Source organism: Pseudomonas guangdongensis, from assembly GCF_900105885.1.
GTDB classification, from domain to species: Bacteria; Pseudomonadota; Gammaproteobacteria; order Pseudomonadales; family Pseudomonadaceae; genus Geopseudomonas; species Geopseudomonas guangdongensis.
In genome coordinates this window covers 2,437,336-2,448,915 of record NZ_LT629780.1, presented here as the reverse complement: position 1 = coordinate 2,448,915, position 11,580 = coordinate 2,437,336, and the positions used below count along the sequence as shown (strand labels likewise).

Annotated in this window: 10 protein-coding genes; 3 read left to right on the top strand and 7 right to left on the bottom strand. The window is 60.4% G+C overall.

The window, feature by feature from the left end:
- Positions 1 to 15 precede the first annotated feature (15 nt).
- From brxL to BLU22_RS15405, 5 genes are all read right to left on the bottom strand, one after another.
- A complete protein-coding gene (gene brxL, locus BLU22_RS11575) occupies positions 16 to 2,076 on the bottom strand; it encodes a protease Lon-related BREX system protein BrxL (RefSeq protein ID WP_090214628.1) in 2,061 nt (686 codons plus the stop codon).
- Complete coding sequence (gene pglZ / locus BLU22_RS11570) at positions 2,060 to 4,681, bottom strand: BREX-1 system phosphatase PglZ type A (RefSeq protein WP_090214624.1); 2,622 nt, start codon at positions 4,679 to 4,681, stop codon at positions 2,060 to 2,062. The genes brxL and pglZ overlap by 17 nt, the downstream gene beginning before the upstream one ends.
- 118 nt (positions 4,682 to 4,799) lie before the next feature.
- The gene (locus BLU22_RS11565; RefSeq protein WP_090214621.1) at positions 4,800 to 5,729 is read right to left on the bottom strand and encodes a nucleotidyl transferase AbiEii/AbiGii toxin family protein; all 930 of its coding nucleotides are present in this window, start codon (positions 5,727 to 5,729) and stop codon (positions 4,800 to 4,802) included.
- Positions 5,719 to 6,486: a type IV toxin-antitoxin system AbiEi family antitoxin gene (locus tag BLU22_RS11560; protein WP_197676753.1), complete on the bottom strand. Its 768-nt coding sequence runs from the start codon at positions 6,484 to 6,486 to the stop codon at positions 5,719 to 5,721. The genes BLU22_RS11565 and BLU22_RS11560 overlap by 11 nt, the downstream gene beginning before the upstream one ends.
- 126 nt (positions 6,487 to 6,612) lie before the next feature.
- The gene (locus tag BLU22_RS15405; RefSeq protein WP_269457626.1) at positions 6,613 to 6,741 is read right to left on the bottom strand and encodes a hypothetical protein; all 129 of its coding nucleotides are present in this window, start codon (positions 6,739 to 6,741) and stop codon (positions 6,613 to 6,615) included.
- Positions 6,742 to 6,830: 89 nt separating this feature from the next.
- On the opposite strand from BLU22_RS15405, the gene BLU22_RS11555 reads away from it, so the two are divergent.
- On the top strand, positions 6,831 to 7,868 hold the full coding sequence (locus tag BLU22_RS11555; protein ID WP_090214618.1) for an IS630 family transposase: 1,038 nt from the start codon (positions 6,831 to 6,833) through the stop codon (positions 7,866 to 7,868).
- 428 nt (positions 7,869 to 8,296) lie between these two features.
- A protein-coding gene (locus BLU22_RS11550; protein ID WP_090214617.1) for an IS3 family transposase occupies positions 8,297 to 9,459 on the top strand; the annotation gives its coding sequence in 2 pieces (ribosomal slippage) (positions 8,297 to 8,552 and positions 8,552 to 9,459; 1,164 coding nt in all).
- Here the strand turns inward: BLU22_RS11550 and BLU22_RS11545 are convergent.
- Positions 9,434 to 9,829 (bottom strand): competence protein CoiA family protein, encoded by a 396-nt coding sequence (locus tag BLU22_RS11545; protein ID WP_231975240.1) that lies wholly within the window; start codon positions 9,827 to 9,829, stop codon positions 9,434 to 9,436. The two genes, BLU22_RS11550 and BLU22_RS11545, sit on opposite strands and share 26 nt — an antisense overlap.
- A gap of 140 nt (positions 9,830 to 9,969) precedes the next feature.
- Between BLU22_RS11545 and BLU22_RS11540 the strand changes: the two genes are divergently transcribed.
- The gene (locus BLU22_RS11540) at positions 9,970 to 10,947 is read left to right on the top strand and encodes a hypothetical protein (RefSeq protein WP_090214612.1); all 978 of its coding nucleotides are present in this window, start codon (positions 9,970 to 9,972) and stop codon (positions 10,945 to 10,947) included.
- Positions 10,948 to 11,072: 125 nt separating this feature from the next.
- Here BLU22_RS11540 and BLU22_RS11535 read toward each other — a convergent pair whose 3' ends face one another.
- The gene (locus BLU22_RS11535) at positions 11,073 to 11,486 is read right to left on the bottom strand and encodes a hypothetical protein (protein ID WP_090214609.1); all 414 of its coding nucleotides are present in this window, start codon (positions 11,484 to 11,486) and stop codon (positions 11,073 to 11,075) included.
- Positions 11,487 to 11,580 lie beyond the last annotated feature (94 nt).

Below are 11,580 nucleotides of genomic sequence, written 5' to 3'. Positions count from 1 at the left end.
AGCGTGACACCACGCTCACCCCACCCCCAACGCCTTGAACACAGCATCCACCGGATCGCTGTAGAAGCTCGTCTGGAACTTCGCAAACAGCTCCCCAGGTACGGTCGGGATCGCGGTGACACTGGCCATCGGCAGGAGGATTCGCTTGGCTCCGGCGTCAAAGGCAACCTGGAGACATTCAGCAAGGTTCTCTACCGGTACAACATTGCCACCAAGGCTCATATCACCCAGCACCACCATTTGGCTCTGCAACGGTCGTTGCATCAGGGCTGAGCAGTAGGCGACGAAAGCGGCCAAGGTCAGTGCTCGAGGTGCGCCAGTGTTGTGCAGCTCGACGGTGTGCAGGTGGTAGTCGTGATCTCCCACCTTGGCAGCGCCACTCACCCGGCTGGCGTTGGCCTTGAAGAAGTCGAAGGCCACCTTGAGCGCTTCCTTGGCCGAGCTGCTGGAACCCAAGCCAGACATGTTGAGCTTGCCACTACCGGCGGTGATCTGGGTTTCCAACCGGTACAGTCCGAGATGGCTGTTGCCTCCGGTCGACACCAGATGCACGACTCCCGGTTTGCCCTGCCCCTCCGGGATCAGACCACCACCACCCTGCTCCGGCACGCTGATGAAGGTCTCATCCAGGGTGTCGACATCGATGTAGGAGAAGTGCACATCGAAGAACTCCATGCCGCCGATCTTCTTCAGCTGCTCCTTGACCCGGCGGCGCGCCTCCAGGGCGTACTCCAGGCAACGACGAACCGCGTCGCGGTCAAAGTCCGCGCTCGGATAGAGCAGCTTGAGCAGGCCGGAAACGGTACGGCGAACGGCGATGGTGTCGCGCTGGTTGAGATTGTTGCCTAGACGGAAGTAGCGGTCGATAGCGTCGGCGAAGTTGCGCTTGCGCATCTCGCGCATGTACTCGGCCAGGTAGTCGGTGATCAGGCCGTAGCGGTTAGTGAAGAACTCCGGGCGCATCTTCGGTACTTCCCAGCCGGGAATGTAGGCATGGAAGCGGTCGAAGAAGGCCGAGTCGATCATCGCAGAGGGAAACGGCGCCAGCAGATGGCTGGTCTTGACCAGGGTATCGACCGGCTGGTTGATGTTGCCGACAAAGATCATGCTGGCCGAGGCCGAGATGGCATCACGCCCCCGGGCAAAGCTGCCCGAAGCCATGTAGTCCTTCATGATCTGCACACCGTCCTTGTCCTTGAACGAGATGCCCGCCACCTCGTCGAACGCCACCACGTCCCACATCCCGACCAACCCGACTTGGCGACGCGCCATGTTGTAGAACAGGTTGGCCACGGTGGTCTGCCCACCGGAAACCAGGATGCTGTTGGGGCTGACCTCCTTGTACACATGGCTCTTACCAGTCCCACGCGGCCCCAGCTCGCAGCAGTTGTAGTTGTTCTCGACGAAGGCCACCAGGCGGGTCAGCAGATGCCACTTGGCCCGCTCACTGAAGTGGCTCGGCTCCATGCCCGTCGAGCGCAGCAGTACATCCAGCCACTCGCCCTCGCTGAAGTGCTTGCGAGCCTCCAGCAGACCATCCATGTCCATGTTCGGCATCTGGATCGGCTTGAGATCCTGCACCGTGAAGGGGGAACCTTTGGCCCCCTCCTCAAAGAAGTAGTTGATGGTGACGATGCACCAGATACCACCGGCCAGCAGCTTCTCGAACTGCTGGATATAGCGCCCCGGGATCTCGGCATCCTTCACGCCGAGGTTGAGGAACAGCGCCTCATAGATGTCCCGACGCTCATTCAGACGCGCAGTCACCTTGTCGATAATCTTGAAGCTGCCGCGCTCACGGATCTTCGACTTGACCTTCTCGGCTTCGTCCGGGCGCACATAGTTCTCGGCCAGGATCCGCTTGACCGTTTCCAGCCCGTCGGCAATCACCTCTTCGTTGTCCGAGGCGCAGTACATGCCGAGCAGGTACTCCAGCACATACACCGGCACGTTGATGCCTTCCTTCAGGCGCTTGGTCAGATCCTTGCGCACCACCTTTCCAGCAAAATGCTGATTGAGGCGGCTATCGAGATCGTCATCACGGTCGAGATTTGCGCTGTCAGAAGTCGAAGTCATTGCTGATCGCCAAGTTGATGCGTACATCGATACGGAACTGCTCGACGTCGGTTTCCGCGTCGAGGAGCTTGAAGAAATACCGCTCGCTGGAGGAGAACGGGCGGTTCAACAGGGTGAGGATCACCTTGCGTTGCCGCTCATCGAGGTTAGGCGAGCTGCTGTCCAGCGTCACCAGCTCGGTTGCGGATACCGCGTCGCCCGCCTCGTTGTACAGCCCTGCCCTCAGCACCGCCGGCTGCACCCGCTCGGACACCGCCTCAGCCTGAAGCAGGTTGAACACGTAGCGGTTAGTAGTAATGGTGAAGTTGCTCCCCAGCACCGTTGCCTGCACCTTGCGCACCTCGGTGCCCTTGGCTTTCTGGCCGCGGACATGCTGCACCTTGAGCACCGGCACCGCGACCTCCTGCAAGGCAGCGCCCCCGTGGATGAAGCGCGCCCCACCGACGAAGTGGAAGCGGTTCACCCCACGTGGAGCCCAGAACATCATGTCGTCCTCTATCCCCGCGGTGTCCCGGATATGGCCGGCGTAGACCTGATCGCTAGCTCCGAGATTGCGGCCAATCAGGTAACGCTTCTTCGCCACCACAGTCCCGGCTGGCTTGCTGACCAACTTGCTCTTGTCCAACACCTCGGGGGCGGAGTCCTGGAACAGGAAGCCGTGATCCGCAGTCACCAGCACACGGTGGCCGTTGAGGTTGTTCATGATGCGCGTAACGATGGACTCGAGTTCACCAAGCGCCTCACGGCAGGCACTGAACGTGCTGCTCTCAGTGCTGGACGAGTCGCCCACCGCATCGATGCGATTGTGGTAGATGTAGATCACCCGGTACGGCTTGATCAGCTCGCGGCCATCGGTCTTGTTCATGTTCAGGAAGTCTTCGGCACGCACGGCCAGACCGTTCACCCCGCCCAGGATCTTGTTGCGCGCCTCCAGGCCATCGCTGCTCTGCCCGTCTACCTGCACCAGCCCACTGTCGGTATAGCTCAGGCTCTTGTGCGGCAGCAGGCTGGCCATGCCCAGCTTGGTGTAGGACGGCAGTACCCCGAGCTGGCTTTCCAGCTCGGCAGCGAAACGGTACTTGCCATTGAGCGACTCGCACAGCTCCTGAGCCACTTCATAGCGCAGAGCATCGCTGATCACCACGAAGATCCGTCGCTCCTCGCCCCCCTTCAGGTAGCGATCAACGTGAGTCGCATAGAAGCGTTGCTGATTGGGGACTTCAGGCAGCTGCCACTGTTGGAGCATCCCGCCCTCAAGGAAACTGCCCCACTTTTGCGTCAGAGGTTGCAGGAAGCCATTGAGATAATCCTGCTCAACTCGGCTGGTCAGCGGCGACAGCGCATCGGGGCTGCGGGCGTACACCAGATCGGCACTCTCGTGATAGCGCCGGTACAGCTGGTCGAAGCGGTACAGCTCCCGCGTATAAGCGCTGTAGCAAGCTTCGGGTGAAGCGAAGGAGAAACCACCGGCATAGCGCAGCTTCAGCTCGAACAGCTCGGAGGCAGCGATCAGCGACTGGTAATATGCATTCCACACTGAGCGGTTGGCATCCTCGTTGTCGGGCCAGCGCGAGTTGGCCCAGTAGCCGTCCATGCGCCGGCTGGCCATGTCGCGCAGCTGCTGCCCGACGGGTTCGCTGGTATTGCTCAGGACGGCATCGCGCAGGCGCTCGGCGATCAACCGCTCCACTTCGACGAAAGTACTCACTCCCATCAGGGACTCGATGGGCACCTGAGCCAGCAGCTCGGCCGGACGCAGCTCCTCGGTAATCCGCCGCGCCAGGCGATCATAGGCCCATTGCCTCAGTGTGCTGTCGCGCCACTGGGAGAGGAAAACCGCAACGTTGGCCGCTCGCGCAGGATTGAGCTGCAAGGCCTTCAACGCCCCAGGCTGCTGGTGGTTGAGCGCATGGCCGACATCCGTCGCAAACAGCCTGACCAGAAAGTGGCGCAACGAGGGTTCGCCGTGCTGGTAGCCGAATGCGTGAGCCATGAGTTTCCAGAAGAACGGCTGCATGTCGTATTTGCAGATATCACCCCAGATCGGGCTCTGATCGTGCTGTTCGCACTCGACCAGACCAGCCAGTATCGCGGTGATCACCGCAAACGTCTCGGCCTGATCCACCTTGGCCAGCACCGCGAGGATCTTCAGGTCGATGGCAGCCTCATCATCCTCCGGGCTCAGCAAACGCTGAATCTTGCTGATCCGATCTCGGCTGGCAAAGAAGGTGGCTCGCGTCTTCAGATGGTCACGCAGGCTGTGCTGACGCAGCCCCAACTCCTGCAACAGCATCGAGGTGCGATCCGCTGCAAAGGGTGCAGCATAGAGCCGGATATCCAGCAGCCAATCCTGCTCAGGCTCTGGCGGCATGGTGTCTTCGTAGATAAGGAAGCGTCCTGCCGGATTGAGTAGCTCGACCTGCTGCTTGATCGCCAATGCCGGAGTCGTCGATCGACGTAGAACCTGCACCCCCTCCAGAGCCAGCGAGTCCAGAATCTCACCGAACTCGCCTTGCGGGTCATCCCACCAGACCACCCGGGAACCGGCGAACTGCTGTTGCAGACTCTCTGTGATCCGCTCGAGTTGTGCTGCTTGCTCCGACATCGAACACCGCCTCCAGCGGTTTATAAGAATCAAATAAATGGAACCTTTGGTACGCTTTTAGGCGTAATTTCAAACCATCTCAGCAGGAGCTTCAAAGCGCTGTGTGGTGCCCAGGCACTCAGAGCTTGCCATCCAGCAAACGCTGCAACACCGCATCCAGGCGAACCAGTGCCTCTCCACGCTTCTGCTCCGCCATCCCCTGAATATTGCTGAGCTTCCAGCGCACCGCAGGCAGCTGCTCGATACCAGGGAGCCCGAGCAGCGACCAATCCGGCAGACCCTTCTTGAGCGACAGCAGGAACTCGGCGTCTCGCGCAGTGAACTGCTGACGCACAGCTTCCAGCAGCGCGATCCGGGCAGCCTCCAGTTGCTCAAGCGTCACAGGCTCCCTGGTCATGCCGGCAAACTCTGCCTGGAAAATCTGCTCCAGCGGTTTCCAACGCGGCTCAAGCAGATCGGCAATCGGCCGCCCGTGGCTGATCAAGTAAACCAGGAACCCCTCGAAAATCTCCCGCGTCAGGCCCTCCTCGCGCAGCATCAGCATCACGTCGAACAGGTCGCGCGGGTGCTGCCGGTCCAGTGCAGCGCAGAGTTTGCCACCGTAGAGGTCCGGCAGGGACACCACCGGGATGCTGGCGAAGCCGAACGCTTCCTCGACCTCGTCCACCACATCGAGTGGCTGCGGCGGATGGACAGTGCCACGCAGCACAGGCGATACCTCGACTTTGATCTGCGCCGCTGCCGTGCGCACGAGGATACGCAGCTCATCCGGCCGATTGGCTTGAACAGTAGCCTTGACCGCAGGAAGCCCACGCTCAACCGAGGCGGCGATCCGCTCCAGCGCGGCACGCACCTCCTTCAGGGCCTGGTCACGGGGCAAGTTCGGCAAATAGGCCAGGTCGATATCTACCGACAGGCGCGGCAGGCTTCGCACAAACAGGTTGATCGCCGTGCCGCCCTTGAGGGCGAAGCATTCTTCCGCAGCCACGAATGGCAGGGTTTGTACCAGGAGTCGAACCTGGGCGGCATAACGTGCATCAAGAGGCATCGGCGAACGACTCCGGTACGGTAATCAGAAACTGCTTGTCCAGGCGCCCGCCGGGAATCAGCTGTCGCTTGCCACTGCCGATATCGACGCGCGCCAAGTCCAGACGCTGATACCAGGTGTGGCCGGCGTGACGCGCCAGAAGCAGGAACACGCGCTTCACTCGAACCGAGCGACAGGCCTCCAGCAGCTTTTGCAGGCGCTTGGGGCTCAGCGTCGCCAGCCCCGTGAACAGATCGGCAACCGAGCTGAACAACGACTCGTCATCGCTGGTATGGATCAACTCCAGCACCGCACGCTCGGGGCAGGAGATCTGCACCTCGAAGTCGCGATGCGCCGGCTTGAAGCCTTGCCAGGTGGACGTCTCCAGCTCGGCAAACAGGTTGACCGGGTGAAAGTGGATCGGTGTCCCCCAATCATGCTGAGCAAACCACGTCGGAAGGGTAACACCCGGCGCGGCGCACAGGCTGACGGCCTCTCCCCCCAGGGCCAGATAGTGGCCATAGCCCAGGAGGTCCAAGGCGGTCTGCCCGCCCGGCCAGTAGCGCAGTGGGGCTTCCTGCTGCAAGGCGAAGACAGCTCCCAGCCAGTCGACCCGGTCGCCACAGCGTTGCCAGGCACCATGCCCTACCCTCTCCAGCCAACCACTTTGCTGGTACTTGCGTGCCAGGCTGCTGCCGACACCATGCTGGTGGAGCCAGGCCTGGGTGGCGACCGCGCCAGGGGGCCAATCTGCGAGAAGCCGGTTTAATTTCATCATAAAAATGCAACCAATAGGGCATCTAATTAGGAAACTATAAACCGACTGAGGGATAAGGCAAGGTCAACCTCCGCAGGGTGGCAGTCCCGGCATCGAGAGATCGCCCCCAACTTGGCCTCCCGCGTATCACTCAGCCATTTCCTTCAGCCTGGCCAGCAGCATGGCCGCAACGACCGGTGGAAAGACCCAGTTCCGGTAAGCCGGTTTGTAATAGCCCCCCATCTCTCGAGCCAGCCGCTTGAGCAAATCGCGCATCTGCGGGCTGTAGGAGACCGAGCGCACCGCCAGCGACCCTGACGGCATTAATCCGGCAATACAATAGGGCATAATCAGCGTTTTTCACCATGACCAGCGACGCACGAAGCCTCAGCCCCTTGGAACAGCGCGAAAAACGCGCTATCGCCCTACGCATGCGCGAGCAGGGGTATACCTACAGAGCCATCGGCGAAGCCGTTGGCGTTCATCTGCGCACGGTGGCGCATTGGGTCGCGATCGCGGAGCACCAGGGCAAAGAGGCCGCGATCGAAGGTGGCCAGCGCGGATCGCTGCCGGGGGAGCGACGCAGCCTGTCCTCCGAGCAGGAGTCACTGATTCGCACCCTGTTGCTCGACACCATGCCGGATCAGTTGAAGCTGGACTTCGCGCTCTGGACGCGTGATGCGGTGCGCGCCCTGATCGCCCTGCACTGCGGCTTTCAGATGCCTATCCGGACAGTCGGTGAATACCTCAAGCGTTGGGGCTATACCCCACAACGCCCGTTGAAGCGCGCCTACCAGCAGAAGCCCGAGGCGATAAAGCGCTGGCTGGAAACCGAGTATCCGAAGATCGAGCAGCGCGCCAAGGCCGAGGGCGGCGAGATCCACTGGGGCGATGAAACCGGCCTGCGCAGCGACAGTCATGCAGGGCGCAGCTACGCCCCGGCAGGGCGGACGCCCGTACGCGAAGTCAGCGGAAGCCGCTTTGCCACGAACATGATTTCGACGGTGACCAACCGGGGCAAGCTGCGCTTCATGCTGTACCGGGAAACCATGACAGCGGTCGTGCTGATCCGCTTCCTGGGGCGACTGATCCGGGATACCAGCGGGCGCAAGGTCTTCCTGGTCTTGGACAACCTGCGCGTGCACCACAGCAAGAAGGTCAAAGCCTGGCTGGAGGGGCGGCGCGAACGGATTGAGGTGTTCTTTCTGCTCGCCTACGCCCCCGAGCTCAACCCGGACGAATACCTGAATGGCGATCTCAAGCATCAGGTGCGCAGCGGGCCAAGTTTGAAAAGTCGGGATGCGTTGGAAGGCCGAGTCCGCTCGGTCATGCGGCGCCTTCAATCAAAGCCCGAGCGGATTCGTTCCTACTTCCGACATCCCAAAATCGCGTATGCAGCATGATTTGGGGTATTGGGTTGCCGGATTAATAGCTCCCTGGCGGAAACCCACATGCCGTCGATAGTGAAGCGATGCTCTGACATGGGCGGCCTGAAGGCCGGCTCGAACGGCGGTGGAAACTCCGGAAACTCCGCAGCGCACACAACCTCGGACCTGACTGGCTCTGGATACACCCAGTACTTGCACTCGGCGCGATGGAGGATCATCTGTCGAACGGTATCAGAGGGGATAACGATCTCAGCATCGTGCAAGTCGCTCAGGTCGACCTCCAACGTCCACAGGTCAGACTCTCTGATGCGCTCGAGCTTGGCCTCATCGACGAATGAGGTGACTGCAATCTCGATCAGCAGTTTGCGGCCATCGCGCTGTAGTGGTCTACTGATCCCGGATACCGACTTAGGCGAAAATCATCGCCATTAGAGAGGTGTTCGATGAGCAGACAGCGACGTACGTTCTCAACCGAGTTCAAGCGCGAAGCCGCGACTCTGGTTCTGGACCAGGGGTATACCGTGGTGGAGGCCTGCCAGTCTTTGGGAGTGGTGGAGTCGGCACTGCGTCGATGGATCAAGCAGCTTCAGGATGAGCGCAATGGCATCACCCCGCAGAGCAAGGCGCTGACTCCCGAGCAGCAGAAGATCCAAGAGCTGGAGGCCAAGATCAACCGGCTGGAGCGGGAGAAAGCGATCCTAAAAAAGGCTACCGCTCTCTTGATGGCGGACGAACTCGAACGTACGCGCTGATAGACCAGTTGAGTGAGCAGGAGCCCGTGGAAATGGTCTGTTCAGCCTTCGATGTGCCGCGTTCGTGCTTCTACGACTATCGCGCTCGGCGTCATCGAGTCGATGCTCGTCGTGTAACCCTGCGCAGTCAGGTCAACCAGTTTTTCAGTGAAAGCCGCGGGGCTGCGGGCAGCCGCAGCATCATGGGCATGATGCGCGAGAGCGGTGTGATGATCGGTCGCTTTCAGGTGCGCAGCCTGATGCGTGAGCTGGGCCTCGTCAGCAAGCAGCCAGGCTCGCATGCGTACAGGTCAGCAACGGTTGAGCGTCCCTACATTCCGAACCTGCTGAACCGCGAGTTCACTGTCGAGCGTCCCAACCAAGTCTGGTGTGGTGACATCACCTATGTCTGGGCGCAGGGCCGCTGGCATTACCTGGCTGTGGTTCTGGATCTTCACGTTCGTCGCGTCATCGGCTGGGCCTTCTCTGACAGGCCGGATGCGGAGCTGGCTGCCCGTGCGCTGGACATGGCCTACGAGCAGCGTGGCAGACCGCAGCAGGTGATGTTCCACTCGGATCAGGGCAGCCAATACGCCAGCCGCCTGTTCCGGCAGCGGCTGTGGCGCTACCGGATGCAGCAGAGCATGAGCCGGCGCGGCAACTGTTGGGACAACGCGCCGATGGAGCGGCTGTTTCGCAGTCTGAAGACCGAGTGGATACCCTCAACGGGCTACCTGTGTGCTCGGGAAGCTCGGCGTGATATCAGTCATTACCTGATGTATCGGTACAACTGGATCAGGCCGCATCAAGCCAACGACGGACTCCCGCCTGCCGTGGCCGAGAAAAAACTTAACCCACTGTCCGGGATGGCTTGACCACTACACGCAGGTGAGCAATCAGGTCAGGACGGTACCCAGCCAGCCATACCTCTTCCTCGACCAGCTCGAAATCCCACCAGCTCGACGGATCACCTACCTCGGGAGGTTGGCCGGGCAAATGAGGCATCTGAAGCCCCATGGCTTCACGAATAACCTGCTTGGCAAACAGATGAAGCAGGCTCTCCCGGCGAACCTCGCAGCTTTCCTTGTTCGAGTGGTGGGCAAAATGATGCTCCTTCTGCTCGCCCTTGCGAGCGATCAGTACTTCCCCACACTCGATACAGGTACAGCCGCAGGCCAGCCCCCGCTCAACCTCCTGGACAGTCACCAGTTGCTGTTGGCCGTTCATGGCAACATACATCGTCATTTCGAGTCCCCCACTCTCAAAGAAGGACTCAAGACTCGCCCGCAGCCCGGCGAGAAACCTCCCCAGAACCCCGAAAAAGGGGTTTCCGGGCTTTCTCTGCAAGGCTGTAAATCCCGGAATAGAGCCATTAAGGACGAAAGATGCTGGATCAGCTGGAGCGCCTGAAAAGTACGTTTGGCCCCCACACCCCACAAAGCCGGGCCTACGACATCGTCCTCTACATGGTCGAAAAAACACTGGAGCAGCTGCAAGGAGGAACCAGCACACCGGCCCCCTTCACCCGGGAAAACTTCATCGCTGCGTGCGAAAAGAACCCGGAGTCCAAGCTGCAAGACCCCAACAAATGGACTCCGAAAACCCCAGCTCTGGAAGCAGCTTTGCAGCTACTCCAACGCGACCTCCCAGGACCGCATCTCGGATTGCATGAGCAGAAGCAGGTCGGCGGTGGGCGCGGCAAGGTCAACCAGTATTGGCTGACCCTGGCGGAAGCAGAGGCCGCACCGAAGACCGAAAAGGCCAAAACAGTTGATCTGGATATCAGCTATCGCCAGACGGACAGAGGTGAGGTCAAGCCATCGCTTTGCCTGCGCTGGCTGTTCCGTGATGGCGAGCTGCGCACTCGCAGCCGGAAAGGGATCATGTTTCTCGGCACACTGTTTCTGCTCAGCGGCACCTGGATTCTGATGTATGCCACGAGCGTACTGGGTCTGCACCTGTCGCACGAGCCAGCGACTATGGCCCAGCTGACCAGCCTGGTCTTCGTCAGCCTGTGCTTCGCCTTCGTGTGGCGCTACGTTTACCACCCGTGGTGGCAACTGATCGATCACCGCGTGATCCTCGCCCCCGGTGGCGCCGCTGCACTTCTTGAAGATCCTTGCCAGCTCGAGATGTACCGACGCGACAGCGAAAAGTGGATCCGCTTGGTACGGTTCAGTGCCGACTGTCCGCTGTGCGGTGGCACCGTTGAACTGGCCAAGGGGCGTCCTGACCATCGACAACCGCTGGTAGGCCGCTGCCAGGAAAGCCCGCATTACCACGTATTCAGCTTCGACCGCAGCCATCAGGCAGGCACGTATATCGGCCCTCCTCTGCCAGCTGCATTACGGGCACGCATCTGAGTGGAGCGGCTACCCGCGCTGAGTATCAAGCGGCATCAGACCACCAAGATGTCGGCAAGGGGAGCAGAGTGACGCAGCTCCCCCTCCGTACCTATAGCAACTGGCCCGCAGGTGGCCAGTGCGCATCACCACTCGGAACGGCAGCTGTTCTCCTGGCTTTCGATGGGCTTCAGCACCTGAGCGATGTTTTTGGTCGGCAAGTTGATGGTGCGGCCTTCGGCGCTCAGCTGTAGGCGATTGGCCTTGCGCAGTGCCTCCCAGAACTCGTTGCGGAAGATGTCGCCGCAGGCGCGGCAGCCGGTATAGAAAGGGTTGGTGTACGTCTTGCCATCGACGATCACGTCAAAGCCCGGCTCATCGTTGGAGCTGTACTGTTTGCCATTGATGGTGGCGTAGGCACTGACGTAGCCCTGCTCTTCATCATCCGGACAGGAGATGTTCAACTCGTTGCCGTTGCCATCATCGACCAGATGCTCGCTGACTCCCATGCCCCAGCCGGAAGTCCATTCGTAGGTGCCTGCTTGAGCCCCAAAAGCCATGAAAGCGAGAAAAGCGCCATAAACAAATCTATTGTTCAAGTTCCCTCTCCATTAAATAAAAAAGCTCACAATCATCCATTAAATAGCCTTGCAA